Below are 26,442 nucleotides of genomic sequence, written 5' to 3'. Positions count from 1 at the left end.
CACACCGAGTTCGCCGCGGTCGACCGCAGCTGTCGTGTCATCAGGTATATGAAGAGCCGGACCGAGAACGCCAGGGCTTTGCTCACGTTGCCAGAAATGTTCGGATGGCTTCGTCGGTGGTGAGGCGGTTGGAGCCGACGGTGACATCGATCGTCGGGTAGTTTCTGCGCACGGCTTCGGCGATGCCGGTCAGGCGATCGGCGACTATCGCGGGGTCACGTAGCGAATCCTGCCCAAGGCCGTCGAAGCCGGGGAACCCGTCGGCGACCAGGTTTACCTCGGGGTTGGTGATGATGTCGTCGTAGGTTTGGAATTTCACGCTGACGATCTTGGAGGTGTCGACGCGGCCCGGGGTGGTGAATACGCGGTCGCTGACACCTTCGATGAAGTTGGCTGCCGAATGCCCTTCTTCGAGCATCGGATTCAGCCGGATACGGTTGGCGTCGATACCCAGTACCATGCCCGCGGGGTGGAACCGCATCGTGCCGTCACGGACATCGGTCCAGCTCGTGATCGTTCCGTACACGCCGGCGATGTCGGTGCCGTCGGTCAGATAGACAACGTCTCCGGCGGTGCTGTGTGACGCTGTGCGAATATAGCCTTCCTCGGCTGCGGTTTCGTCTCTGCGAAAAGCCCTGGGAAACACTTGATCGACTTGCCACAGCCGTGCTCCGTTGTAGAAGCGATCCGGCGAGGTGGATCCCGAGTGCGACAGCGGACCCGGGAGCGACGGGTCGCCGGTATCGAAAGCGTGCCGAAGACCTCTGTCGGCGTCGGAAAGCACCCTGGCCGCACCCGAGGCTTCCTTGGCGAAGGGTCTGACGCCGTGTTCGGCATCCGCCCTTGCCAGTCTTTCGATTTCGTTGCTCAAGTGCTGGGCGAATCGGGCGTATGCCCGTGCAATCCAGTCGGATCTAACCAGCAAGACAAACCCCTCGGTCTGGCCGCCGCAGCTTCCTCATCTTCTCCTGGCACCCGTCGCCCGATGTCTGTGTGTCGATGTGGTCTCTGGCCTGGAAACGGCCGAGTCCAGCCGAAAGCTGCCGTCGGGGATCTTGTCCTTGCGTATCTGTCGGTGCGGGTTGCTGCGGTAGCGGTGTCACTTCGAGCCGTGCCACCGCTGCGACTCTCCTTGTAGCTATCCATGAAGTCGTTGCGCGACCTCGGTGGCCCAATAGGTGATGACGATGCGTGCCCCGGCACGGCGGATCGCGGTGAGACTCTCCTCGATCGCCCGCTCACGGTGCAGCATCCCCTGCCTGGCAGCGGCCTCGATCGCGGCGTACTCGCCCGAAACCTGGTAGGCGGCAACGGGCACATCCACCGTGTCGGCCACCCGGCGGACAACGTCGAGGTAGAGTCCAGCGGGTTTGACCATGACCAGGTCAGCGCCCTCCTCGACGTCCAGCCGCACCTCACGCAGTGCCTCGCGGAGGTTGGCCGGGTCCTGTTGGTGGGTGGACCTACCGCCGACCAACGAGGATTCGACGGCCGTACGGAAAGGCCCGTAGAAGGCTGAGTCGTATTTGGCGGCATAGGCGAGAATGGGTACGCGCTCATGTCCCGCGCCGTCGAGTCCGGCGCGAATGGCGGCGACTTGACCGTCCATCATGCCGCTCGGTGCCACCAAGTGAGCTCCGGCTTCGGCCTGTGCCAGTGCTGTTCGGGTGTACGCCCGCAGCGTGGCGTCGTTGTCCACGTCGCCGTCGGCCCCGAGCAGGCCGACATGACCATGGTCGGTGTATTCGTCGAGATTGATGTCGCCTATCACCACGGCCGCGTCACCGACTTCAGCCACGACATCGGCAATCGCCAGTTGGGCGATGCCGCGCTCGTCCCAGGCGCCACGGCCGTCCGGATGCTTCGCATCGGGTATGCCGAAGATCATGACGCCGCCCACGCCCGCCTGGACCGCGGTCGCTGCCGCCTTGCGGAGGCTTTCGCGTGTGTGCTGCATCTGGCCGGGCATCGCGGGGATGGGCCGTGGCTCTGTGATGCCTTCACGCACGAACAGGGGCTGGACAAAATCGGAGGGGTGCAGCCTGTTCTCGGCCACCAACCTCCGAAGCGCGGCGGTGCGACGCAGCCGCCGTGGTCGGACCACGGGAAAGTTCATGACGTAGCCTCCAGTGACCGCTCGACGTGCTCCACGACGCCCCGGGATGGCTGCCGGTACCAGTATCCGGACGCGGCCTTGGCGGTTATGCCGAGATCACGTAAGCCGGCCAGGTGTTCGGCGGTCTTGACCGCCAGCCCACCGGGGTCGATCACCGGCAGCCCACACAGCTGCCGGATCTGCAAGTGGACGAGCAGCTCGTTGGGGATGCCCTCCGCGGGCACCAGCCACTGCGCGCCTGCCTTCGCTGCCCGTTCGGCGGCGGCAGTGTACGCCCGTACGAACGGATCGAAATCCTCGGCCAGCGCTCGGGAAACGACTACAGCACCGTCATCTATCACCTGGTAGGAGGCCAAAGTCGCGCCGGCAGAGGAGATGTTGTCTGTGATCGGCTCGGCCAGATGCGGAATGAAGCCGATCACGCCGAGCCGGTGCCGCTCTTGCCGGGCGGCATGCCAGGTCGCGTCTCCGTAACCAACGACGGGGATGGTGGTCCGGATGCGCGCGGCGGCGAGTCCAGGGTCCTGGCCGGCACCGCTGATCCACGCGGCGCAGCCATCCCGTTCGGCGGAAACGGCCGTGCGCGCGAAGTAGTCGCCGAACATCAGACCGAGTGAACCGTAGCCGACCAACTCCTCGGGCAGCTCGGTCGCATACGTCAGTGGGGGCAGGGTGCGGATTTCGACCGTAGTGCCCGGAGCCGAGACTCTCGTCAGATGGCTGGTGTAGAGCTTGTCGAGCAGCGGCGTGCGCCCCTCGACCGCGTGTTTTTGGAACCGTATTCGCATGTCAGTTCGCCTATTCGAAGGAGTTTGTGTCGAGCATGGAGGCTTCGGCCAGGTAGGCCCTCGTCGCTTCATCGTCGGCGGCGATGGCCTGCACAGTGGCGACGGCGGCGGGCAATCGGGCGGCCTCACCGTCTTGCACGCCCACAACCCTCGCTTCGCTGGCCGGGACGACGTGGTCGATCAGGACCGCGTGACGGCGCCGCGCCCACCTTGCCAAGGCCGACGATGATGCGGGCCCGGCGAGCACACCGGCCAGTGTTCTGCCGAGATCGACAGCGTCGTGGAGGCCGGCGTTCATGTTGAGACCGCCTGCGGTCGATGTGACGTGCGCGGCGTCACCCGCGAACAGCACCCGGCCGTGATGGAAGGCGTCGAGGACCCCCGCGGCCAGGTGGTAGCGGTGCACGCCGATGACGTCCAGGTCACTGAGTTCCAGTCCGGCCACACGCTGCGGTAGAGGCTCGCCGCGGGCCAGCCTGAGAATGATCCGCCAGTGGTCGGGCAATCGCAACAGGCTGCAGGACTGGACCGGGTCGCGGATGTAGGTCACCGGCGCAAGCCCCGGAAGCAGTTCATCGAGTGGGGACCGGGTGAAGACTCGCAGTGCGTGCGTCGGATAGACCGACCGCCGTAACGACAGACCGAGCGAGGTCCTGACGGTGCTGTGTGCGCCGTCTGCCGCGACGAGATACTGAGCCCGCTCTCGTCCGCTCGAGGTCCGAGCCTCTACGGCCGGGCCCGTGTCGGTGACGGATTCGATCCGAGCGCCGAACCGGACAACCACCTCCGGGTATGGTTCGAGAGCATCGAGCAACAACCGGGTGAGCACTGCCTGCTCCACGTGCAATCGGAAGGGATGGCCGGTTAGGCCATTCAGCGCGGCCATCGTCATTTCGGCGAATACGGTTCCCGAAAGGTCGCGCCATTGCATGCGATCCACGATCACGCCGTGCGCCACCAGCTCCGCGGCCACCTCCAGGTCATCGAGAAGGTCGAGCGTGGCGGGGTGGATCGTGGCGGCACGCGAGCCGGTTCTCAGCGCGGCCTCGCATTCGAGGACCAGCACCGACACCCCGGCCCTGGCGAGGGTGAGCGCCGCGGCCAGCCCAACCGGCCCGGCGCCCGCCACGATGACATCGGCAGTCATGGCGCGGCCTGTCCGGCCCAGGCGTTCCGCTCGGTGCCGTCGAGTATGGCGCATTGGCGCGTGCTGGTCAGCGCCCACCAGGCACCGCAGAGGTTCGAGGTCAGGATGATTCGCGCGTTGTTCTCCGCCAGCCGAGCAATGGCGCGCAGCGTCGGCATGCCGGTGCCGGTCAGCAACAGCACCGCGTCCCGCGCCACCCCGGCTTGCTCGATCTGCGTGACGAGCTGATCCGTGGTTATCTCGTAGGGCGCGAAGCGCCGGCTTGCCTTCACCGGCACAAGCTGGGCGATCCGCACGCCCGCCGCCGTCCAGAATTCTTCGGCGCGGGCGGTCAGCCACGGCTGATAGGGCGAGATCAGCGTGACAGCCCCGGCGCCGAGATGTTCCAACGCCCGCCTGGTGGCCTCGGTAGCGGAAGCGACGGGCAGCCCGAACTCTGCGCTCAAATCGGCACAGCGGCGCCGGTCCTCCGCCGGGCCCAGCAGATAGCGTGAACCACTGCAGGCCATAACAAGGGCATCGAGCGGAAGACTGCCGAACGAGCGGATCATGTCGGGCAGTGCACCGTTGTAGGCGTCCAAGCGCTCGGCCAGCGAGAGGCCGGGCTGTACGGGGAAGCGGGTGACGTAGAGGTCCGCGCGCGTAGCCAGGAGACGTGCGAATTCAGGCTCCACGGCCGGGTTGGCCGGTGGCACCACGACACCCACTCTGGTCATCGTTTGCCTCCTGAGATGTCGAGTGGGAAGAGCACGTGGATCGCATCGACGAGAGCGGCGTCGCGGGCCAACCGAGATCCGAGATCGCCGAACAGACCCTCTACAACCCGTTGAATGGCTCGCTCGACCTCTTTGCGGGCGCCGGCGTCGAGTCCAGGCACCCGGTTGTCCAAGCGTCGCAACTCTGCCTCACGAACGGCCGCCGCCCAGTTCCACAGCGACGACAGAATTTCCGGCGCGCCGACGGCCGCAGCCTGATCGGAATCGGTGCCCGCGTCCCGCTCGAACGCTCTCATCCAGACGCTCCGTGCTGCGGCGGTGGAAGACAGCACCGCCGTGCTCATCGGTGGCCCGGCCACGTGGCGCCCGTCGCGGCCTGTCGCGCCTCCTTGCCGAGAACTTCGCAAACCGCGCGGGCCGGCATCGCTGCCAACTCGTCCTGGGGCTGGTGGGCCGCCCTCACGTCGGGCTCGATTGCTACGAGGAGTCTTCGCTCGCGCCAGGCCTGGTTCGCGACGCGTTGGCGAGGCCGACAGGAATCAACGTGCATCCGGCGCTCCTAAAGAGTATCGGCGCTGGGCAGCAGGATGCTGGCCAGACGTTCACAGGCGACCAGCGGAGTCCGGTGCGAGGACACGCCGTGGATGCCGAAACTTGTCGAGCCTTGGCAGGTCCAGGGATTCGGCCGTATCGCCACAACAAGGATCGGGCACCGACGGCAGTCGGACGTAGTAGGGAAAACCCTATTTGCGGGCGGGGGAAGCCTGGGCGCGGGACAGTCGCACACCCACATCGATCCGAGGAATCTACGATGTGGCGTCAAGCTTGCCCGCAGAGCGCCTGAACCCCTCGAGTCCTTCATCGGCGTTGCATCGACCCACACTTTCACCCGCCATCCAGACGCGATCGGCACAGCGGCCGCACACGCGACCAACCCTTTGTGACGACCGTGTTTCCGTACAGGGCACTGCATACCCGGTGTGGACGCCGGCATTGCGATAGATCAGTGGCAGCCGGGCTCGACGTTCCATCCCTGCGAATACTTACGGTGCGACAGCGGAACTCGGTCCGATTACGATGCACCGGCATAGCTCGGATGGTTAGGCGAACCGAGCTGTCGATCGCCCGGAGGTGAGATATCGGTGGGCTTGCCGGAACGAGATGTCCGGCCACTGGTGGGTCGTGCGGCGGAGATCCGCAGCCTCCACGCGGCCCTCCGTGCCGTGCGAGAGGGAGGGACATCGGTGATCTCGGTGACCGGCGAACCCGGCATCGGCAAGACGCGGCTGCTCCGTGAAGCGTCGGTGCAAGCGGAAGCCCTCGGTTTCCAGGTACTCGACGGACAAGGCGCCGAGCTGGAACCCGAGATTCCCTACGCCATGATGATCGATGCCCTCGATCAGCCCTTCGGCGAGTTGCGCCGGACGGAGTTGCGAATTCTCTGTGCCGAAGAGCTCGCGGAACTGGGATGGCTGCTTCCGTCGCTGAGCGCATTGGTGTCCCCCCTGTCGACGCCATTGCAAATCGAGCGGCACCGCTGCCACCGTGCCGTGCGGAGGGTCCTACACCATCTGGCGGCATGGCGACCAGTGCTGCTCGTGCTGGACGACGTGCACTGCGCCGACTACGCCTCGCTGGAGGTGATCGCGCATCTCCTGCGCCATCGGGTACCCCGGCTGGCATTGCTGTTGGCCCATCGTTCCCGGCGACTGCCGGACACGCACGGCTCGGTCCTGGCCTGCGCTGCCCGCAACGGCACCATGGCCGTGCTCGAACTCGGTCCGCTGTCCCTGGAAGAAGCCGCTGAACTGCTCGCCGGCAACCCTCTCGACGACATCGAATTGGCGCAGTTGTATCGCTCTTGTGGCGGCAACCCGTTCTATCTCCAAGAATTGGCGCACGCCCACGACGGACGCAGCGGGTTCATGGGCGGCCCTGGCGATGCTGTCGACCCGTCGGGTGTGCCCCCTGCGATCCAGTTCGCGCTGGAGCAGGAAGTTCGAACCCTCTCGCCGAATGCGCGTTTGCTGCTGCAATCCGCAGCTGTGACGGGCGAACTCTCCGACCTCGAGCTGGCCATCGAGGTCGCCGATCTGGACGAGGCCGAGGCACACTGCGCCACAGACGAATTGGTTCGTGTGGGGCTGATGAACGAGACAGGAGCGCCTGGACGGCTCGCGTTCCGCCATCCCATCGTGCACCTAGCGATCTACCAGCGCAGCGGATACGCCTGGCGGAGGCGAGCGCATCACCGGGCCGCAGCGGCGCTGGCCCGGCGGGGCGCGGCGGTGTCCGTACGCGCTCTCCACCTCGAACATTGCGGGGAGGTAGGAGACGAGCATGTCATCCATTTGCTGACCGAAGCAGGGATGGCTGCTGCGCCGCGCGCACCACTCGCGGCAGAGCGCTGGTTCCGCGCAGCGTTGCGTCTGCTACCTGACGACGCCCCGGCGCGGCGGCGGCTTTCGCTGACCATGGCGCTCGCCGATGCACTCAGCGCGACCGGCCGTCTGGACGAATGCAGCGATGTGCTGCGGCAGGCGCTGGAACTCGTTCCATCGGACGAAGCCGGCGATCGCGTCCGGGTCCTGGCACAGATCGCTTTGACCGAGCAGGGGCTGGGCAATGCCACAGAGGGACGGCGGCTACTCACCGCGGCACTGTCGCTCAGCGTGCCGGGGAGTCTCGAGGCTGCCCGCCTCCGATTGCAATTGGCGAAGAGCCACCTGATGATGCATGACTGGTGTGAGGCGGCCCGGCTCACGGCGGAGGTACAGCAGTCGACCACGGCGCGCGACGACCGGTGGCTGTATCTCGTGGCAACGGCGGCCAGCGCGTTCATGGGTACCCTGCATTGTGGACAGTCACTGAGCGACGGTGGCCGGTATCTGGACGAGGCGGTCTCGGCGCTAGACTCCCTCACCGACACCGAGATCGCGCCGGCGCTGCTGGACGGGCTCACCGACGTGGCTTACGCCGAGATTTCCATGGAGCGGTGGGGTAATGCGGTCGCGCATTCGGATCGGGGCATCCGGCTGTGCCGCGACACCGGACACGGCAGGCATCTGGTCGAGCTCCAGCATCTGCGGGCGCTGGGACTTCTGCTCCAGGGTCGACTCGACATCGGCCTTTCCGCCGCGACGAACGCCGCCAAAACCGCATCATTGCTGCACAATTCGCCGCTGATGGCGCTGACCGAGGCGACCCGCGGCTGGGTGCTGACACTAATGGGCCGCACCACCGAAGCCTTGGCGTCCGGCGCGCTCAGCATGCGCCTCAACGCCCAGAGGCCCGATGCCCTATACGCCTGGCACGCACCGCTGGTCTACGGCTCCACGTTGATCGAGGCCGGCCGCTATCGCCGCGGGCGCCAGGAACTCATCAAGATCGTCAGCGAGGTACCCGGGGAGATATACCCGACCCTCATGCCACATTTCTATCGGTATCTGGTCGATGCCGAACTCGCTCTCGGACGGATCGACGCCGCGGAGAAGACGACTCGACGCGTCGAAACGATCGTCGACGGCATGCCGATGATGCATATGCGGCTCGGCGACGCACGATACTGCCGCGCGCACGTACAACTGACCCGCGAGGAGGTACGGGCGGCCGCCGACAACGCCGAGCAGGCCGTCACCGAGTACACCACCAGCGGCACTGCTCTGGATGCGGCCCGTGCTCGTCTGTTGTTCGGACACGCGCTCGCCGATCTGCACGACCTCACCGCGGCGAAAGCCCAATTCGACGCAGCGCTCCTGGCATTCGAACTCTGTGGCGCGGAACGGCTCGCCGAGCGTGCTCGCCTGGCTCTACACCGGGTAGGCGAGCGGCAGACGTCAGGACCACGAAGCCGTTCCCGCGCGACCACGGTGCGGCTCGGCAATCTGACCGAGCGGCAATCCGAGATCGTCGACCGCGTCGTACTCGGCCGGACGAACCGCCAGATCTCACAGGAACTCTACGTGAGCGAGAAGACTATCGAGGCCCATCTGACCCGCCTTTATACCAAGCTCGGCGTCTCCTCACGGGCGGAACTCGCCGCCCTGGCGGCCAGCGAACGCATTCAGCCTCGGACATGACCTGCAGCGCCGGCCATGTGGTCCGATGCTCGGGTCCGCGCGGCTACTCGGCTGGTGTTCCGCGCCTGAAATTCCTTGTAGATATCGTGCGAGGGAGCGCAACATGACGAATCCGGTCGCGCGCTCGACAAGCGTGCCGATGGCGGAGCAGTTCCCGGCCCCGGTGATGGTGGGTCGGTCCGGGGCGCGGTGCCAGGATTGCTCCCGGTCCGTTTCCCCGGACCGCCCGCCGCACCGGACGTGCATGTCTCCATGCATCCGGCGCTCCACGGGTTCCCGCGGTTCAGACAGCAACCGGAGTTGTTGCCGTGCTCGTGTTCCATGGTGTGGGGATGTTGCTCGCTCTCCACCGGTATCGAGTGAGCTCGACGGTGGTGGTGTCGAACATGATGACCCCGTTCTCCGCCGGGCGGTTCCCGGGCCTGCCGGTCAGGAACCGTCGGTAGAGCTGCTTCCAGTTGATCCGTTTGTGGCGTTTGCGAAGCCAGCTGGCTACCCGCCTCCAGGTGAAAGCGTCGAGGTAGCCGAACGTGGTTTTGGAGACGCCGTGCCGGAAGTATTGACACCATCCCCGCAGCACCGGATTGAGCTGGCGCAGCAGGGCTTCGAGCGTTCGATGTCGTGTCCTGGCCGTGAGCGACCGGACCTTACCCATCACCGAGAGCAGTGACTTCTTCGACGGATAGGTATAGATCGCCCACGTGTTCGTTCCCTTCCTGCGTCGCCGTTGGATGCGGAATCCCAGGAAGTCGAATCCCTCGTCGACGTGGCAGACCCGGGATTTCGATTCCGACAGGCGCAGCCCCAAAGGGGCCAGCACTTGCCTCACCTCGTCCCAGAGCGCGTCCGCGTGTTCGCGGGAGCCGCATACCATGATGACGAAATCGTCCGCGTAGCGGACGATTCGGTAGAACGCCCCTCCGCGTTTGCGGTGCGTTTCGCGTCGCCATCGCGTGCCGTGATCGTCCTTGGCGTAGAAATGTTCATCCAGTGCCGAGAGGGCGATGTTGGCTAGCAGCGGTGACGCGATGCCACCTTGGGGCGTGCCCGATGCTGTTCCCCGGAGTTGCCCGGACTCCGGCAGGATGCCTGCCCTGAGGAAGGACTTCACCAGGGCCAGAACCCGCTTGTCACCGATTCGCCGACGCAGCCCGGCCATGACGGCCGAGTGCGACAGTTCGTCGAAACACGCAGCGATATCAGCTTCGAACACCCACTGGTAGTTCCGGGTGCCCAGCGCATGAATCTCTGCGATCGCGTCCTGAGCGCGCCGTTTCGGGCGGAAGCCGTAGGACACCGGCTTGAAATCCGCCTCGAAAATCGGCTCCAGCACGAGGGCCGCTTGCACCAGCCGGTCCCGTGCTGACGGGATACCCAGCCTCCGCAATTTCCCCGGCTGCCCGGGCTTCGGAATCAGACGTTCCCGCGCCGGCAGCGGGGTGAACGACCGCGATCGCAACTGCTCCCGCGTCTCGCTCAGGAAGGCTGCGGTGTCGGCCTGATCGGAGATGAACGCCGGGATCACCCGGTCCACCCCCGGCGTGCGCGCGCCCTTGTTGGCCACGACCCGGTCCCAAGCCACGGCGAGGAAGTCCGGGTGACAGACGAGATTGAACAGATCATCGAACCTGCGGCCGGGATCATCGGCCGCCCATTGGTGCAGCTTGGTCTGCATCCGTCGTACCCGCAGCCACGCCAGATCGGCGTCAGGCCACGGCTCACCGGTATTCACCAGCGTCTCCATCCCTTGCAGTACGTCGCGTGCGTGAACCCGCTGGACCCCTTCGCCATGTGGACGGCTTTCCCGCCCTCGGACTACTACGGGTCCTCCGCCCCACCACCGAACCGTCGACGGACGACGCGTCTATCCGGAAGGCGACCACCTGGCCGGCGGACGGGTCCCGGAGGCTCGGGGTGGTTCCCACGTTCACCATGAACCGATCGACGGGTGAGGTGCCCAGCTATACCCCTGCGGTATCGCCACGGCTACGCCGCAGACATTCACCGTGGCCTCCGGAACGAACGACCTCGATGCCGCTCCGAAGTTCCCCACCGTTGTGGCGGGTGTGCACCGCAATCCAGCCCAAATCCACCGGGTTTCGAGCTGGCGGGAGACTTGAGGGGCGTTAGACCACTGGTTCCTCGCGTACACCTTCCCGTCTTGCTTGCCGGACCCGAGCCATCCGGTAGTGCTGGCCCGTCCCGGCGTTGTCGGGGCTGCTTACCGCCCTCACCGGCGTCTCCCGGTTCGGGCTGCCCCCAGCTTCGTTATGCTGCTGCGACAGCACAAAGGTGCAGGTCTTCCACCTCCACTCGGTTACATGGCGCCTCGTGGCGCTCGGGATCTCCTTCCCAGTGGCCCGGCACTGTCCGGTCCTCGACTTCGGCGGGACGTTGACTGATCGAGACCGCACCGGCAGGCCGACTTCGACGTTCGTCGGCCTTGCGGTGCGGCTTGCGTAGCGCACGTCCGGTTCGCAGACACTGCGCCAATTCACGTTTGAGCGCTTCTCGTCTTCGAACGTGGAGCGACTGATAGATCGTCTCGTGGGAGACACACATACACGGATCGTCGGGAAATCGACCAGCAGCCGCTGGCTGATCTGCTCGGGGCTGTGCTTCAACAGCAATTGCCGCTCGACAGAGGCGCCCAGTCGGGAATCGCGGCGGAGCAACGCGATTTTGGGGACGGAGGGCGCGCTTGTCGGCGAGCGCCTGAGCAACAGTCACCCGATATCCCGTCTTCGGTCGGCGAGTGCCACGCGGGATCTCGCGGCTGACGGTCGAGGCAGACCTTCCGATCGACCTGGCGATCGCACTGATACCCTCGCCCGCCCCGGCCGGGGTGTCGATGATCTCGCCCTCACGGATCCACGCTCAGAACGAACGCTGAACCTCAACCGATATCGCAGGACGCCCCAACTCGAACCCCTCGTCAACAAGGGTGTTGCGTTGCGTTGACCCCTTGAACCTAGCCTGGTTCGTTCTGCGCGGAGCCTCCAGCCGCAGCCCGGACCAATGCGGCGACGGCAACAATGCCGGGCGAGGCTTCGGGTTTCCGTTGGGCCAGCATCAGGTCGACGGTTTGCGGGTGTCGGAGATGGCGGTAGGTGATGCCGTCCAGTCCCGAGGGGGTCTGTCCAGTCTTCGGTGTAGCCCGCTCTCCTTTCGGTTGTTGACTCGGGTTAGTTGCGGCCGGCGGACAGGCGTCCGTCGAAGGTGATCTCGAATGCGTTCAGGGCGGCTTTCCAGCGGTTGGACCAGCGTTGGCGGGCGGTGCCGGTGGGGTCGAGGCTCATGATGGCCAGGTAGACGCATTTCAGGGCGGCGGCCTCGGTCGGGAAGTGGCCGCGGGCCTTGACCGCGCGGCGGATGCGGGCGTTGACCGACTCGATGGCGTTGGTGGTGTAGATGACCTGGCGAATTGCGTTGTCGAACTGGAGGAAGGGCACGAACTCCGCCCACGCGTTGGTCCACAACCGGATGATGGCTGGGTAGCGTTTCTCCCATTTCTCGCTGAACTCGGCGAACCGATCCAGCGCGGCCTGCTCCGAGGGTGCGGTGTAGACCGGTTTGAGGTCTTTGGCCAGCTCCGGCCAGTCCTTGCGGGAGGCGTAGGCGAACGAGTTGCGCAGCAGATGCACCACGCAGCCCTGCACCAGCGCTTGCGGCCAGACCTGGCCGATCGCATCGGGCAGCCCCTTCAAGCCGTCGCAGACGACGATGCACACATCTGCGACGCCACGGTTTTTCAGCTCCGAGAGCACCCGCAGCCAGTACTTGGCGCCCTCGCCGTCGCCGTGCTCACCCGCCCACAACCCGAGGATGTCGCGGGTGCCCTCGCACGGTCACACCCATCGCGACATAGATGGGCCGATTCGCCACGTTTCCGTCGCGGATCTTGACATCCACGCAGTCGATGAACAGCACCGGATACACCGGATCCAGGGGCCGGTTCTGCCACTCGGCCATGCCCTCCATCACCCGGTCGGTGATCGTGGAGATCGTCTGTTTCGACACTTCTGCCCCGTAGATCTCGCGCAGGTGCGCCGAGATCTCTCCGGTGGTCAATCCCTTGGCCGACAACGAGATCACCATGTTCTCCACACCATTCAATCGCCGCTGCCGCTTCTTGACGATCTGCGGCTCGAAACTCGCCTCCCGGTCCCTGGGCACCGTAATTTCCACCGGCCCGGCCTCGGTCTCGATCGTCTTGGACCGCTTGCCGTTTCGGGAGTTACCCCCGTCACGACCGGCCGGGTCGTGCTTGGCGTAACCGAGATGATCGTCCATCTCGCCCTCGAGCGCGGACTCCACCACCAACTTGGTCATCCGCGCCAGCAGACCGCCCTCACCGACCAACTGCAGCCCGTCGCGGCGAGCCTCAGCAGCCCACTGCCGGATCTGCTCGTCCATCGACCTCGCCGACACCGGCTGGGCAGCCTCGCCGACCTTCTCATCAGTCACAGGTGCATCCATCTTGCCCAGGAGTTACACCGAAGAAATTACAGTCCCTATCGACCGTGCCGCTCGGCGAATGCGTCCATGAGTGTCGATGCCGGAGGCGCCATGGAACTCGAAGTTCCCCAGCGAGGCGGGCAGCCCGTCCGCACTTTCCGATTGATCGCACCGCCGGACTCGGTGAGTTCGCGCAGATCGCGGACCGGTACCCGGTTTTCCGGATTGACCCCGCAGGGCTAGTTCGGGCCGACGCCGGCTACGGCCGGGTCTGTCCAACTTGTCCTTCTGGCTGTTGCAGCCTGGAGGCGAGTACCGCTGCTTGGGTGCGGCGTTCGACGCCGAGTTTGGTAAGCAGTCTCGAGACGTAGTTCTTGACGGTCTTCTCTGCCAGGAACATTCGGCCGGCGATCTGCCGGTTGGTCAATCCTTCCGCGAGTAACGCGAGAAGGGTGTGTTCCTGGACGGTGAGGCCGGCGAGCGGGCTGGTCTCCGCTTCGGCACGGAGCTTGGCCGTGAGCGCGGCGGCCGCCCGATTGTCCAGCAGCGATCGACCGTCTCCGAGGACACGGATGGCATCGATGAGCTCGAGGCTCTTGATGTCTTTGACGACGTACCCGCTTGCCCCGGCCAGGATGGCATCGAGCTTGGCCTGTTCGTCGGTGAAGGAGGTGAGGATCAGGCAGCGCAGGCCCGGATCGTCTGCGAGCAGTTCACGGCATAGTTCGATGCCGTTTCCGTCGGGCAACCGCACGTCCAGCACCGCTACGTCGGGGCGGAGCGCGGGAATGCGGGCCATTGCTTGCGAGTAGCTGCCTGCTTCACCGACGACATCCAGATCGGGCTCGAGGTCGACGAGGTCCGCAACACCACGGCGGACGATCTCGTGGTCGTCGACCAGGAATACCTTGATCATGGATAACCCCTTCGTATGGTCACCCACAGATTACGGAGTCCCCGGCCGGCGCACCTGGATGTTGGTACCTCGGATCGGGGACCGAGGTCCCTTGACAGAGTTGCCGCGCGCGTCGGCGAATCCGCCCGGGTAGGGACGGCCACCGCTATAGGTCCGGAACCGTGGTGACTGTGCGACTCCGACATCGGGCTCGCGAGAGCGCGACGTACATGATCGAGTGATTGATATCAGGGGCGGGACGCGGCTCGTTGCAGTTCCGCGGCTGCCAGCCGTTCCGCCCACGCGCGGGCTCGTTCGAGTTCGCCGTTGGCGAGGGGGCCGATGACATCAGTGACAAGGAAATCCATCGGATCGGCGGCAAGCTCGTAGCCCGCCCGGCGCAGCCGTCTAGCCACGCCGCGTGCGGCTGACCCGGGCAGCCAGGACGGAGTGGCGGCTTTGGTGCCGAACGCCGCAGCCCTGCTGCCCGCTGGGACCGCGAATGCCGCATCGAGCCATTCCCTGACACCGATATCGACCGCGACCGGTGCTGTGGTCCGCTTGGCGGCGTCGCGTCGGGTACGTTGTCTGCTCAGGCCGAAGGCGTGGGTGGGCGCACCGACGATCAGTAGATCCACCTGCGGCGCCGCCGCGTCGGCAGCGGTAGCGACGTCCAGTACTTCCACCGTGCCGTATCCATCGAGGCCCTGGGCGATGGCCCTGGCGACGGCGGCAGTGTTGCCGAACATTGATTCATAGACGACCCGGGCGAGCATCTCGATCTCCTCTGCGCTCATATCTGCATGGTGTTGCCACCGCCGACGTTACGGATGGGGACAGCAGCCACGGCAGTGCTGAAGCGACTCTTGCCGAGGGACTTTCGACCGTGGGCCGCGCGAATGGAGGCAAACCGGCAGCGGCTGGTGGATACCAACACACGGCCGCGGTGCACGAAGAGAGTGACTTTACTGAGTAGGGGTCGAATTGTGCGGCATTGCAATATATTCCAGTATGTCCATCTAATCCGGAAGCGTCGGCTGAACGGGATTCGGGGATATGTGCCCCCGCTTCATGGACTTTTGGCCCTATGTGCCGATCGGTTGCCTTGGTGGCATGAGAAGTCAGTTTGTTCGCCCGAGGAAGTGAGGCCGGTCCGTGTCAGTGATCGAGCGGCTGTCGCCACCGGTGGATCCGGTGATGGCGATCGAGACGCGTGGGAAGGCGGTGGATTGCGAAACGGCTCGGTTGTCGCGCGTGCTGGCCCGGGTGTTGCGCCGCCACCACATCACCGCAACGGCGCGAGTTCGTCTGTCCGTGCCAGGCGCAGACGAGCCGGCTCTCGTGCAGGCCAACGTCCGGTTTCTCGATGCGCCGACCCGGGTTCAGATCAGCGGCCCGCGCGGATTCGTCGCCAGCTTCGCAGCTGAGCGACTCGATCGGCAGTTGACCCGGCTGACCGGGCGAGGAGAGCCGCGCTGCTGGCCCGACCCCGCTCGTCCGCCACTGGGGTGGGTGTCGCACGAGCGGCCGATCGTGCGGCGCAAGGTATGCGACCCCATTGTCACCAACCTGGCCGAGGCCGCAAGGATTATGGACGCGATGGACTACGACGCTCATCTGTTCGTGGACGACCACACCGGCGAGGACGCCATCGTGTTCTGGGCAGGTCCGGCCGGAGTACGGCTGGCCCGGCAACATCAGGTACTGCCTGGAGTGCCCGCCTCAGCGACGACGTTCACCGTGCAGCCGCGACCGGCACCGCACCTGGCCGATCATGAAGCCGCCGCTCGGCTGTGCCGATACGGCCTTCCGTTTCTGTTCTACACCGATCCTCGCGGCCGCCGTGGGCGGCTGATGTACCGCAGGTACGACGGGGATGTGGCGGTTGTGATACCTGCGGGGTCCGAATCTCGCGGTGCGGCGAAAGGGCTATCGTGATCGAAGAGGAGATCGAAGGCGACGCGTTGCGTGATGTCGTGGATCTCGGCCGCGTCGAGGCGCTACGGCTGTTGGCGTCCGCTCCGCTCGGCCGAGTCGTCTACACGCGCAACGCATTGCCCGCGATACGTCCGGTGAATCACCTGGTCGACGGCGGGCTGATCGTGATACGCACTCGTCTGACCTCCCGGCTGGCGGGCGCCGTGCGCGGCAACTCTCCGGTGGTCGTCACATACGCCGCCGACGACATCGACCCCAGCCGACGCGTCGGCTGGTCGGTCTCGGTGACGGGGTTGGCGCATACGGTGACCGATGTGGAGCGCATCGCGCGATACGAGCAGTTGCTTCGGCCGTGGGTCGAAGGGGTGATGGACAGCGTCATCACCATCGAGCCCGACATCGTCTCCGGCATCAGACTCATCGAAAAACGATCCACCGCGATCGACGTCTCTTCATCTGAGCGCACCGCGTGAACCAGGCCGAGGCAGGACTCGGGCACGGACTCCTTGGCTGACACCGATTGGTGGACATGGTAACTGCCTGCGGCTGTGTCGCAGCGGGATCCCGAGGTCGATTCGATGTCCTCGTCTGGTGCGACGTGTCGGTCGCTCGGCAGCCGGGGGTCGGATTGTTGGCTCGTTCTGCTGCCGGTGGCGGCCAGAGCGGCGACCCTTTCTCGATCCATTCGCATTTGGCCCAGGGTGTGGACCATCCCGCTCCGGCTTCGGTTCCCGGCGTGCCCCATGCGGGTGACTATTGGTCCGATTGCTCGCACCCCTCGAGACCCACCAACGGCGTGGGATCAGTGATCGGGAGTGTGGCGGGCTGTGTCCCCGCGGTCGGCGAGGGCGTGCTCGAGGATCAGTCGGCGTTCGGCGGCGGCCACGGCGCGCCGAGCGGCAGGAGCTGCGTCGGGTGTGACCGAGATGGAGGTGATACCCGATCGGACGAGGTGTTCGGCGAACTCTGGATGGTTGGAGGGGGCTTGGCCGCATAGAGACGAGGTGATGCCGAGGCGGCGGGCGGTGCTGATGATGCGGGTGATGGCGTCCAACACGGCGGGGTCGGATTCATCGAAGAGTTCTGCGCATTGCTCGGAGTCGCGGTCGACACCGAGCATCAGCTGGGTGAGGTCGTTGCTGCCGATGGAGACGCCGTCGATGCCGAGACCGACGTATTCGGGAAGCCAATGGACGACCGATGGTACCTCGGCCATCACCCACCGATGTAGGCCGCGTTGCCGGCCCAACGGGCTGCCATCGATAATATGCAGACAGGCCTCCAGCTCCCAGCGCGTACGCACGAACGGAATCATCAAGTGCAGATTCGGGGTTCGTTCGCGTACGCGCGCCAGAGCGGTCAGCTCGAGGGCGAAGATCTCGGGTTCGCGGATATAGCGGTAGCAGCCACGGTAGCCGATCATCGGATTGTGTTCCACCGGTTCGTATTCGGCACCTCCGGTAAGAGCGCGGAACTCGTTGCTACGTAGGTCGGTCGCACGGTAGATCACCGGGCGTGGCGCGAAGGCGGTGGTGATGCGCAGCAGGGAGTCTGTCATCTTCTCGATGAATCGGTTCTCCTCGCCACGTGCGATCAGATCGCGCGGATGTCTGCCGTCCAGCGCCTGGGTCAGGAGGGTTTCCGCACGCAGCAGGCCGACGCCGTCGACATCTGTTTCCGCGACGCGCTCGGCGGCCTCGGGAATGGCGAGATTGACGTAGACATGAGTCCCGGTCGGTTCGTTCGCGTTGACGGTTTGCGCAGCGACTGGAAGCCGAATCGCGGGTGCTTCCGGTCGCCCCGCGCGGACTTCGCCTGTCGACCCGTCGACGGTGACGACGGCTCCGTCGGTGAGTGCGGTAGTCGCGGTACGTGCACCGACCACGCAAGGTACGCCGAGTTCACGGGCAACTATCGCGGCATGGCAGGTCATGCCGCCGCTGTCGGTGACGACGGCGGCGGCGCGAGTGAGGGTGGGCAGCCAGTCCGGGTTGGTCATGGGAGCCACCAGGATCTCACCGTCGCGCAGCGTGTGCCCTTCAGCGGGGGAGGACAGGACACGCACCGCCCCGGTCGCCGAGCCGGGCGCGGCGGCCAGCCCGCGCACCAGCGCCCTCTGCGGTGTGGCGACCGCCGCGGGTTGATCGGCGGGTTGATCGGCCAGCACAGTGATCGGGCGAGCCTGCACCAACCATAGATTCTCGTCGTCGAAGGTCCATTCCACGTCCTGGGGTTTGCCGCCGTGGTGTTGTTGTACGGCGAGCGCTAGCCGGGCCACCGCCATCGCCTGCTCCTCGTCGAGCACCGCAGTTCCGGCCGCGTCGGCGGGCAGTTCGACTTTCCGGTCGCCGTCCGGGCCGGCCACGATCGCGAAACCTTGTTTGCCCGTGTGCGTTTCCAACAGCGTGGGGCCGGCCGAGTCGAACAGATAGGTGTCGGGCTCGGTGCTGCCGGATACAACCACCTCTCCTTGGCCGCGCGCGGCGTCGATCACGACACGATCCCGGCGCCCGGTCGCGGGGTCGGCGGTGAACGCGACACCCGCGCTCTTGGAGGTGACCATGCGCTGCACCACGACGGCCATCACCGGACGGCCGTGCATGCCGCGCCGTGCGCGATAGGTCACCACTCGAGGTGTGAACAGCGACGCCCAGCAGTCGATGACGGTCTCGAGCAGTTTCTCGTCACCGTGCACATTGGTGCGGGAGATATTCATGCCGGCGAACGACGAGGTGGCGCTGTCCTCTCCGATCGCGGAGGAGCGTACGGCCACCGGCACTTGGTCGCCGAGTGCGTGATAGGCGTTCAGGATCGCGGCGCGGGCCCCGTTGTCCAGCCGGGCTTCATGGACCAGGCTGCGCATCCGATCACACAATTCGGCTACCCGCGTGTTGTCGGTGGCCGCATGAAGCGCCTGGTCGTGTAGCCGATCCAACTGCGGACCGTTGGGGCCGGCGGCTATCACCTGCTCATAGCAGGCACGCAGGATCACGAATCCCGGGGGGACCGGGAGTTTCGCCGCCACCAGTTCGCCCAGGTTCGCGCCCTTGCCGCCGGCGCGGTCCGCATCCGCCAGACGCAATTCCTCGAATCCCGCCACGTAGTCGCCCATATGTCGGCTCCCATTCCTTTTTCCAATTCGAGCGTCTTCGTCTCATGGTCGTTCGCCTCCGGCGCCGGCCGCTACGGCCGAAGTGCCCGCCCTGGTCCGTCATTGGTCCCTGACGCGAGACCGGCTCCGATGTGGTGTCGCGGCTGGAGCGAACGCGACTACTACTATTTTTTGGTCGAAATGTAGGTGGACACGATCACCATCACAGCGAAGGCGATGGCGATGATGACGGCGGCGGTAGGCCAGTCCATGACGGCTCCCTCTATCGGATGAGTGCTACATCCACTTTCGGTTGTTCGCCAGGACGGGTGTAGGGGAATAGGTCCTGTAACCGTGGCTTCGGGAGGAATAGTGCGCATGCGGGCAAGACCGTCGCCCGAGGGAGCGGTTCAGTCGCGTGATGACTTTACGGCAGTGGCGCCGACCAACGCAGCACCGTGCCGCCTCCGGGCCGGTTCGCGAGGCTGAAAATGCCGCCGGCGTTCTGTGCCCGCGCCGCCAGGTTCGCCAGTCCGCTACGACGTGCGTTGTCTTCCGGAACGCCCTCGCCGTCGTCGGTCACTTCGATCGTGACATCGTCCTTGATCTGTAATTCGACCGCCACGGTGTTCGCGCCCGCATGCCGGACCACGTTGCTCACCGCCTCGCGTAGTACTGCCTCGACGTCGTCGGACAGGGGTGGCGCCAGCACGGTGACCGGCCCGGCGAGCCGGATGGTGGTCCGAAGGCCGGTATCGGCGGTCATATCGACCACGATGCCATGCAGATATTTCCGATACTTGGTCGAGTCCGCCGCCGAATTACTCTGCAGATCGAAGATCGAGTGGCGGATGTCCTGAACGATGCTTTGCACGTCGTCGATGGTGTCCATCAACCGGGATTTGACCTCGGGGGCGCGTGCTCGCTGCGCTGTGCCCTGCAGGGAGAGGCCCACCGCGAACAGCCGCTGGATCACGTGGTCGTGCAGGCCGCGGGCGATGCGGTCTCGGTCGGAGAGGACGTCGAGTTCCCGCATCCGTCGCTGGGTGTCGGCCAATTGCAGCGCCACGGCCGCTTGATCGGCGAAGGCCGCCATCATCGTCTGGGTGGCGGTATCGAGCGGGGGCGCTCCCGCCGGTCGCAAGGAGGCGAGTACCCCGATCACCGAACCACGCGCACGCAGCGGCAGGATCAAGACCGGTCCTGTCTCGGCCGCCGTCTCGGCGAACGTCTCATCGAGGAGTTCATCGGCAGAGACCGGCTGTCCTGTTCGGAATGCGTTGCCCGCATGCGACCGGTCGACACGCACGAATAGACCGTTCAGCGCTTCCGAACTCGGCCCGGCGGCGGCGGTGACCAAGAGTTCGGTCACTTCGTCGTGGGGGATGTCCGGGTCCTCGGGCAGAGCGAGGAATGTGATCGCGGAGTCGGTCAGTGTCAGTGCGCGTTCGGCGACGAGCCGCAGGACCTCCTCGGGTTCGCCCCCGGCCAGGAGCTCGGTCGCTACGTCGCGAATGGCTTCGAGCCATTGTTGCCGGATTCGGGATTGTTCGTAGAGACGGGCGTTTTCGATGGCGATACCCGCCGCGGCGGCCAATGCCTGGACCACGACCTCGTCGTCATCGGTGAACTCCTGTCCGTCCGCCTTTTCGGTCAGGTAGAGGTTGCCGAAGACCTCCTCGCGCACTTTGACCGGTACACCGAGGAAGGTGTGCATGGGCGGGTGGTGTGCGGGAAAGCCGACCGAGGCGGGGTGGTCGGCGATTCTGGTCAGTCGTAGGGGTTTGGGTTCTTCGATGAGCAGTCCGAGTACGCCGTGCCCGCGTGGGAGGTCGCCGATCATGACGCGGGTGCGGTCATCGATCCCTTCGTAGACGAATTCGGCGAGTTGATTGCTTGTTTCGTCGGTTTCGCGGACACCGAGGGCGCCGTATCCGGCGTCGACGAGTTCGATCGCGGCGTGCACGATGGTGCGCAAGGTGTTGTCGAGGTCGAGACCTGCGGTGATCACCAGCATGGCTTCGATGAGCCGATCCATACGGTCGCGGACATCGACGATCTGGGCGATCCGGTCCTGCACCTCGATGAGCAGTTCACGAAGTCGCAACTGCGACAGAGTCTCCGTCACCGAAGCCCGGCCGTTCGATCTGGGCGTATACCGCTGGCCCTCCATGGACTGCATTCTTCCATGATCGAGCCACCCGTTCCGCTGCGTGCGATCATCGAACCCGGCCGTTCTGTCGGGGCGTTCCCGGGGCGCTGACGGGACCTCGACGCTCGAGTTCGACCACCAACCGCGAACTGCTGTCTTCTCGGATTACGGCGTGCCCGTGAACTGCTCCTCCGAGTTGGACCTCGGATTGGTGACCGAGGTCCCTTGACAAAGGCCCGTTCCATGCCCACGCGCGGCGGTTACGAGTCGCTCGGTCCGAACAGTCGCGTGCGGTCCGGCCCTTGACCGAGGCCCGGTCATCTGCCTGCGATCACGATCGAGGTCGACGGAAAACCTGCTTCCGCGATGGCTGACCCGCCTGCAGTTTCGCGATGCGGGCGCCGACGACGAGCGCGGTCACGGCTACTATCCCCACCACCGTGATCAGCCGGTTGATGTCGACGGCGGGCAGCCAACGCACTTGGCCATCCTTCACGACAAGGGCCCCCACCGGTTTGGCGCCTACGCCGAAACCGCCACCGGAACCCTCCTGTCCCGATTTGTCGGTACCTTCTCCCGAGCCACCGCCACCAGAGATTGCGGCGGCTGCGATCACCGTGAGCCCATCTCGCTCCACCGGCTCCGCATACACTCGCGTGACCGTCATGGAGTCTTTCGCCGTGGCGAGAACATCTGCGAGCTTCATGTATTGGCCTCCGTACTTCTGATCCGAAACAGCCGCTGCTCCGGCTTCTCTCCCGAGTATCGATCGCGATTCGACCTGAATTGAGGGTCGTTAGGCCCCTATGGGAAGGCGGAATGACAGCAGGCCGGCGGCGTTTCGTTTGAGCTTCAACGACGGGGTGATATATCCGTTGGTTTCGGTGAGGTGGGTGTGCCGTTGATCTGCTTCCCAGCCTCTCTCACCCCGTTACAAGGCGGGAAGCCGGTCGTCCGACGCGCTCGGCCGGTGCCGGACGGCGACGGCGTGCTGCATTCACTCGTTCGTTGTCCGATGTGCGGTTCAGCGCAGTGGGACTGTCCAGCACAATCGGGTGCCCGCTGTGTTGCCGTCCGGGCCGGTAGCGGCGGTGATGGTGAAGGTTCCGGCGGCTTGTTCGGCGCGCTGGGCGAGGTTGGTCAGTCCGCTCGGGGTGACGTCGGTGGGTATTCCGTGTCCGTTGTCTTCGATGACGATGGTCAGGTCGTCGGCCACGGTGATCTCGATCGCGACCGCGTCGGCGCCGGAGTGCCGGACGGTGTTGCTGACTGCTTCGCGGATTACGGCTTCGGCGTGGTCGGCCAGTTCGGGGTCGATCACCGAGAGGGGTCCGGTGATGCGCACGGAAGTGCGGATATCGCTGGGGGCGGTCTGTTGGCGGATGGCTTCCTCGATGCGTTGGCGTACTCGGGCGCTGTCGTTGTTGCCGCTGTGCAGGTCGAAGATGGAGGTGCGGATTTCCTGGACGACGTCTTGCAGGTCGTTGATGGCGTCGGTGATGCGTTCGCGTACGTCGGGGACGCGGGTGCGGGGTACGGTGCCCTGCAGGCTCAGTCCGACGGCGAATAGGCGTTGGATGACGTGGTCGTGTAGGTCGCGGGCGATGCGGTCGCGGTCGGAGAGGATGTCGAGTTCTCGCATGCGTTGTTGGGCGTGGGCCAATTGCATCGCCAGCGCCGCTTGGTCGGTGAAGGCGGCGGTCAGCTCGAGGGTCTCGTCGTTGTAGGGTGCGGCTTCCGCGGCCCGCAGCGCCACCAGCACGCCCACCGTGGAGTCGGAGGTCTGCATGGGCAGCACGAGGGCGGGTCCGGCGTCGGGGAAGATCTTGGCGAGATCGGCGCGGCGGCAGTCGCCGAGGCGTTGGGGGGTGTGCAGTTGCAGCGCGGTGGCGATGGTGGTGTCACCGGAGGGCAGCTTGGCGGGCGGTTTGTTGTCCTGAGCGCCTGCTGTGTGGGTGATGAGGAGTTCGGTGATCTCTTCAGGGTTGGTGTCGGGGTGCGGAACGACGGCGAGGTATGCCCGTTGCGAGCCGGTGAGGCGGCGGGTGGCTTCGACGAGTTGGGTGAGGACTCGGTCGGGTGCGGTGCCTGCGAGGAATTCGGTGGTGATGTCGCGGGTGGCTTCGATCCAGGCTTGGCGGGTGCGGGCGGATTCGTAGAGGTGTGCGTTGTCGATGGCGATGCCCGCCGCGGCGGCGAGGGCTCGCACGATGACTTCGTCGTCTTCGGTGAAGGGCTGGCCGCCGGCTTTTTCGGTGAGGTAGAGGTTGCCGAACACTTGGTCGCGGATGCGGACGGGTACGCCGAGGAAGGTGTGCATGGGTGGGTGGTGGGCGGGGAAGCCGACCGAGCAGGGGTGTTCGGCGAGGTTGTCCAGCCGGATGGGTTTGGGTTGGTTGAACAGTAGTCCCAGGACGCCGTGGCCTTGGGGGAGGTCGCCGATTCGTTGGCGGGTGGGTTGGTCGATGCCTTCGTAGATGAACTGGGTGAGTTGCTGGTCGTGGCCGCGGACGCCGAGTGCGCCGTAGCGGGCCTCGACCAGGGAGATGGCGGTGTGCACGATGGTGCGCAGGGTGCGGTCCAGATCCAGGCCGGAGGTGATGGTGAGCATGGCCTCGATCAGGCCGTCCATCCGGTCGCGGGCGTCGATGATCTGCTCGATGCGATCTTTGACCTCGCCGAGCAGTTCGCGCAGCCGCAGTTGCGAGAGCGTGTCACGCACCGAATACGCGTCAGATGGCGTGTCATCGGTCATCGCGGCTGCTCCCGGGTACCGATCTGTCCTTGGCAGACGGCCATACCGCAACAGTAGTTCACCTGTCTGCGCAAGGTGTATGTCCAGCGCTTCGGAGGGAGAGTCGCGGCTGCTTCCGGTGATCTACGGGGCGAGTATCGGATTTTCGCGGGGTGTCGCGATAGGCGAGCCTCAATATCCTGCGTCGGGCCCGGACCGCTGTGAGCGGAGTTTCGACACGTAGACGGCCGCCTGGGTGCGGCGTTCGAGACCGAGTTTGGCGAGCAGTCGGGAGACGTAGTTTTTGACCGTTTTCTCGGCCAGGAACATGCGCTGCGCGATCTGCCGGTTGGTCAGTCCTTCGCCGAGGAGGTCGAGTAGTTTGCGCTCTTGGTCTGTGAGGCCGGCCAGGGGTCCGTCTTGCTGGGTGTTCGTGCGCAGTCGTTGCATGAGGGCGGCTGCGGCGCGGTTGTCCAGCAGGGAGCGGCCTGCGCCGACTTCTTTGATGGCTTTGGCCAGTTCCATGCCCTTGATGTCTTTGACGACGTATCCGCTGGCTCCGGCCAGGATGGCGTCGAGCATGGCTTGTTCGTCGGTGAAGGAGGTGAGGATCAGGCAGCGCAGGTCGTCGAGTTTGGACAGCAGGTCGCGGCACAGTTCGATGCCGTTGCCGTCAGGCAGGCGTACGTCGAGCACGGCGACGTCGGGGCGCAGTGCGGGGATGCGGGCGAGTGCCTGGGCGACGTCGCCGGCTTCGCCGATCACCGACAGTTCCGGGTCGTCGGAGAGCAGGTCGGCCAGGCCGCGGCGGACGATCTCGTGATCGTCGACCAGAAACACCGTGATCATCGATAGTCCAATCCGGTAAGGGTTTTGCGTCGAGATTACGCAACGGGGGAGTTCCGGTGAGGACCAGTCTCCATTCCCGGCGACCGTTCATGACTTCACCCGTCTCTGCGGGACTCGGGTCGGGGGCGCCAGGGCGCACATGTAGCCACCGGCCTCTGAAGCGGCTGGGCACGGCCGGGGCCTGTGTGGCCAGAGGACCCGCTGTTCGGTGACCTTCGGCCGTCACGCATGCCGCCGGTTCGCGCGATGCTGAATCACGAAGGGAGCGGGCACGCCAGCTGAAAGGGTGATTGATTGTCATGGCCGAACTCGAAGGGAGAAGCGCGGTTGTCACCGGCGGTGCGCGTGGCATCGGCGCCGCCGTCGTGGCCGCTCTCGCGAAGGAGAACATCTCCGTCGTTGTCGGCGATCTACTCGAAAACGAGGGTGCCAGGTTGGCGGAGTCGCTCGGATCCGGCGCGGTGTTCCGCCGACTGGATGTGACCGACGAGGTTCAGTGGCACTCGGTGCTGGATGACGCCGAGGCGGAGTTCGGTCCGTTGGCGGTGTTGATCAACAATGCAGGCATCGTCGACTTCGGGGACATCGAGTCCGAACCTCCGGCGATGTTCCGGCATGTCGTCGATGTCAACCTCTATGGCGCCTGGCTGGGCATGCATCTGGCGGCGCCGCGGCTGCGGGCCGCGGGCGGCGGGGTGATCATCAACATCTCGTCCACCGCCGGCCTCATCGGATATGCGGGTATCGGCGCCTACGTCGCCAGCAAATGGGGGTTGCGGGGCCTGACCAAGGCGGCCGCCCTCGAGTTGGGGCCCGCGAACGTGCGGGTGTGTTCGATACATCCGGGCCCCATACACACGCCGATGACCGCGGCCATGGACGAATCCGTCGCCGCGAATCAGCCGCTGGCCCGTTTCGGTGAGCCGGAGGAGGTCGCTGCGATGGTGCGATTCCTGGTCACCGAGGCCACCTACTCGACCGGCTCTGAGTTCGTGCTCGATGGTGGCGCCACCGCCGGTCAGGTCTTGGGCCTGCCGGACGAATCTCGATGAGAGGCAAGCGATGCCGAAAACACATCCCGATCTCGATACGCTGCGATCAGTGTTGGCGCTGGCGGTGCGTGCGCCGTCGGTGCACAACAGCCAGCCGTGGCTGTGGCGGATCGGGCACGAGACCGTGCATCTGTATGCCGATGAGAGCCGAAGGCTGCCGCACACCGACCCGGATGGTCGCGACCTGCTGCTGAGTTGTGGAGCGGTGTTGCATCATTTGCGGGTCGCGGCCCGTGCGGAGGGATGGGAGACGACTGTTCATCGGCTTCCGGACCCGGCCGCGCCCGAGCATCTCGCGTCCGTCGAATTCCATTCCACCGCATTCACTCCCGTGGACGTCGAGTTGGCACGTGCGATCGGCAGGCGCGGCACCGATCGTCGCCGGTTCAGTTCCTGGGAGGTGCCGGCCGCGCACATCGCGGCCATC

General features: G+C 65.6%; 19 protein-coding genes and 2 pseudogenes. 5 read left to right on the top strand and 16 right to left on the bottom strand.

Translation table 11 applies throughout. From position 1 onward, the window contains the following. Positions 1–82 precede the first annotated feature (82 nt). From ACZ6DL_RS19085 to ACZ6DL_RS19060, 6 genes are all read right to left on the bottom strand, one after another. Positions 83–871, bottom strand: coding sequence for a hypothetical protein (locus ACZ6DL_RS19085; protein ID WP_466052737.1), 789 nt, complete (start codon positions 869–871; stop codon positions 83–85). Between the two features lie 267 nt (positions 872–1,138). Then, positions 1,139–2,116 (bottom strand): porphobilinogen synthase, encoded by a 978-nt coding sequence (hemB, locus tag ACZ6DL_RS19080; protein ID WP_466052736.1) that lies wholly within the window; start codon positions 2,114–2,116, stop codon positions 1,139–1,141. Next, positions 2,113–2,904 (bottom strand): aspartate/glutamate racemase family protein, encoded by a 792-nt coding sequence (locus ACZ6DL_RS19075; RefSeq protein WP_466052735.1) that lies wholly within the window; start codon positions 2,902–2,904, stop codon positions 2,113–2,115. Before ACZ6DL_RS19075 ends, hemB begins: the two co-directional genes overlap by 4 nt. Positions 2,905–2,914: 10 nt before the next feature. After that, a complete protein-coding gene (locus ACZ6DL_RS19070) occupies positions 2,915–4,051 on the bottom strand; it encodes an FAD-dependent oxidoreductase (protein WP_466052733.1) in 1,137 nt (378 codons plus the stop codon). Continuing rightward, entirely contained in the window at positions 4,048–4,758 is a 711-nt protein-coding gene (locus ACZ6DL_RS19065) for a maleate cis-trans isomerase family protein (protein ID WP_466052731.1), read from the bottom strand. The genes ACZ6DL_RS19070 and ACZ6DL_RS19065 overlap by 4 nt, the downstream gene beginning before the upstream one ends. A 5-nt stretch (positions 4,759–4,763) precedes the next feature. Beyond that, positions 4,764–5,111, bottom strand: coding sequence for a hypothetical protein (locus ACZ6DL_RS19060; protein WP_396946193.1), 348 nt, complete (start codon positions 5,109–5,111; stop codon positions 4,764–4,766). A 798-nt stretch (positions 5,112–5,909) separates the two neighbouring features. Here ACZ6DL_RS19060 and ACZ6DL_RS19055 point away from each other — a divergent pair. Then, positions 5,910–8,846, top strand: a complete 2,937-nt coding sequence (locus ACZ6DL_RS19055) for a helix-turn-helix transcriptional regulator (protein ID WP_466052729.1) — start codon at positions 5,910–5,912, stop codon at positions 8,844–8,846. A gap of 283 nt (positions 8,847–9,129) precedes the next feature. Here the strand turns inward: ACZ6DL_RS19055 and ltrA are convergent, their stop codons facing one another. The 5 genes and pseudogenes from ltrA to ACZ6DL_RS19030 all read right to left on the bottom strand — a co-directional run bounded on the left by ltrA (position 9,130) and on the right by ACZ6DL_RS19030 (position 14,996). Next, a complete protein-coding gene (gene ltrA / locus ACZ6DL_RS19050) occupies positions 9,130–10,578 on the bottom strand; it encodes a group II intron reverse transcriptase/maturase (protein ID WP_466052727.1) in 1,449 nt (482 codons plus the stop codon). A gap of 536 nt (positions 10,579–11,114) precedes the next feature. Beyond that, complete coding sequence (locus ACZ6DL_RS19045; RefSeq protein ID WP_466053260.1) at positions 11,115–11,699, bottom strand: transposase; 585 nt, start codon at positions 11,697–11,699, stop codon at positions 11,115–11,117. A 332-nt stretch (positions 11,700–12,031) separates the two neighbouring features. Beyond that, positions 12,032–13,262 (bottom strand): annotated as a pseudogene (locus tag ACZ6DL_RS19040) (IS256 family transposase). A 301-nt stretch (positions 13,263–13,563) separates the two neighbouring features. Next, a complete protein-coding gene (locus tag ACZ6DL_RS19035) occupies positions 13,564–14,220 on the bottom strand; it encodes a response regulator (protein ID WP_466052725.1) in 657 nt (218 codons plus the stop codon). 227 nt (positions 14,221–14,447) lie between these two features. Next, positions 14,448–14,996 (bottom strand): flavodoxin family protein, encoded by a 549-nt coding sequence (locus tag ACZ6DL_RS19030; protein ID WP_466052723.1) that lies wholly within the window; start codon positions 14,994–14,996, stop codon positions 14,448–14,450. A gap of 358 nt (positions 14,997–15,354) precedes the next feature. On the opposite strand from ACZ6DL_RS19030, the gene ACZ6DL_RS19025 reads away from it, so the two are divergent. Then, positions 15,355–16,137, top strand: a complete 783-nt coding sequence (locus tag ACZ6DL_RS19025) for a sigma 54 modulation/S30EA ribosomal C-terminal domain-containing protein (protein WP_466052721.1) — start codon at positions 15,355–15,357, stop codon at positions 16,135–16,137. After that, complete coding sequence (locus ACZ6DL_RS19020; RefSeq protein WP_466052719.1) at positions 16,134–16,610, top strand: pyridoxamine 5'-phosphate oxidase family protein; 477 nt, start codon at positions 16,134–16,136, stop codon at positions 16,608–16,610. The genes ACZ6DL_RS19025 and ACZ6DL_RS19020 overlap by 4 nt, the downstream gene beginning before the upstream one ends. A 329-nt stretch (positions 16,611–16,939) precedes the next feature. Here ACZ6DL_RS19020 and ppsA read toward each other — a convergent pair whose 3' ends face one another. From ppsA to ACZ6DL_RS18995, 5 genes are all read right to left on the bottom strand, one after another. Beyond that, positions 16,940–19,249: a phosphoenolpyruvate synthase gene (gene ppsA / locus ACZ6DL_RS19015; protein WP_466052718.1), complete on the bottom strand. Its 2,310-nt coding sequence runs from the start codon at positions 19,247–19,249 to the stop codon at positions 16,940–16,942. Positions 19,250–19,655: 406 nt separating this feature from the next. Then, positions 19,656–21,410 (bottom strand): GAF domain-containing sensor histidine kinase, encoded by a 1,755-nt coding sequence (locus tag ACZ6DL_RS19010; protein ID WP_466052716.1) that lies wholly within the window; start codon positions 21,408–21,410, stop codon positions 19,656–19,658. 301 nt (positions 21,411–21,711) lie between these two features. After that, on the bottom strand, positions 21,712–22,086 hold the full coding sequence (locus ACZ6DL_RS19005; RefSeq protein WP_396987470.1) for a spore germination protein GerW family protein: 375 nt from the start codon (positions 22,084–22,086) through the stop codon (positions 21,712–21,714). 318 nt (positions 22,087–22,404) lie between these two features. After that, complete coding sequence (locus tag ACZ6DL_RS19000) at positions 22,405–24,135, bottom strand: sensor histidine kinase (RefSeq protein WP_466052714.1); 1,731 nt, start codon at positions 24,133–24,135, stop codon at positions 22,405–22,407. 171 nt (positions 24,136–24,306) lie between these two features. Next, positions 24,307–24,963 (bottom strand): response regulator, encoded by a 657-nt coding sequence (locus ACZ6DL_RS18995; RefSeq protein ID WP_466052712.1) that lies wholly within the window; start codon positions 24,961–24,963, stop codon positions 24,307–24,309. 299 nt (positions 24,964–25,262) lie between these two features. Between ACZ6DL_RS18995 and ACZ6DL_RS18990 the strand changes: the two genes are divergently transcribed. Both ACZ6DL_RS18990 and ACZ6DL_RS18985 read left to right on the top strand, forming a co-directional pair. Continuing rightward, complete coding sequence (locus ACZ6DL_RS18990; RefSeq protein WP_466052711.1) at positions 25,263–26,015, top strand: SDR family NAD(P)-dependent oxidoreductase; 753 nt, start codon at positions 25,263–25,265, stop codon at positions 26,013–26,015. A gap of 10 nt (positions 26,016–26,025) precedes the next feature. After that, positions 26,026–26,442: pseudogene (locus ACZ6DL_RS18985) on the top strand (Acg family FMN-binding oxidoreductase); the annotation flags it as partial.

It is taken from the genome of Nocardia sp. NPDC041819, assembly GCF_055590505.1.
This window is presented reverse-complemented; position numbering and strand designations above follow the sequence as displayed.

What these genes read in the sequence shown, in the direction of transcription:
- ACZ6DL_RS18995 (WP_466052712.1), bottom strand. Translation starts at nt 24,963, where the DNA reads ATGATCACGGTGTTTCTGGTCGACGATCACGAGATCGTCCGCCGCGGC.
- ACZ6DL_RS19005 (WP_396987470.1), bottom strand. Translation starts at nt 22,086, where the DNA reads ATGAAGCTCGCAGATGTTCTCGCCACGGCGAAAGACTCCATGACGGTC.
- hemB (WP_466052736.1), bottom strand. Translation starts at nt 2,116, where the DNA reads ATGAACTTTCCCGTGGTCCGACCACGGCGGCTGCGTCGCACCGCCGCG.
- ACZ6DL_RS19075 (WP_466052735.1), bottom strand. Translation starts at nt 2,904, where the DNA reads ATGCGAATACGGTTCCAAAAACACGCGGTCGAGGGGCGCACGCCGCTG.
- ACZ6DL_RS19070 (WP_466052733.1), bottom strand. Translation starts at nt 4,051, where the DNA reads ATGACTGCCGATGTCATCGTGGCGGGCGCCGGGCCGGTTGGGCTGGCC.
- ACZ6DL_RS18990 (WP_466052711.1), top strand. Translation starts at nt 25,263, where the DNA reads ATGGCCGAACTCGAAGGGAGAAGCGCGGTTGTCACCGGCGGTGCGCGT.
- ACZ6DL_RS19000 (WP_466052714.1), bottom strand. Translation starts at nt 24,135, where the DNA reads ATGACCGATGACACGCCATCTGACGCGTATTCGGTGCGTGACACGCTC.
- ppsA (WP_466052718.1), bottom strand. Translation starts at nt 19,249, where the DNA reads ATGGGCGACTACGTGGCGGGATTCGAGGAATTGCGTCTGGCGGATGCG.
- ACZ6DL_RS19010 (WP_466052716.1), bottom strand. Translation starts at nt 21,410, where the DNA reads ATGCAGTCCATGGAGGGCCAGCGGTATACGCCCAGATCGAACGGCCGG.
- ACZ6DL_RS19035 (WP_466052725.1), bottom strand. Translation starts at nt 14,220, where the DNA reads ATGATCAAGGTATTCCTGGTCGACGACCACGAGATCGTCCGCCGTGGT.
- ACZ6DL_RS19030 (WP_466052723.1), bottom strand. Translation starts at nt 14,996, where the DNA reads ATGAGCGCAGAGGAGATCGAGATGCTCGCCCGGGTCGTCTATGAATCA.
- ACZ6DL_RS19060 (WP_396946193.1), bottom strand. Translation starts at nt 5,111, where the DNA reads ATGAGCACGGCGGTGCTGTCTTCCACCGCCGCAGCACGGAGCGTCTGG.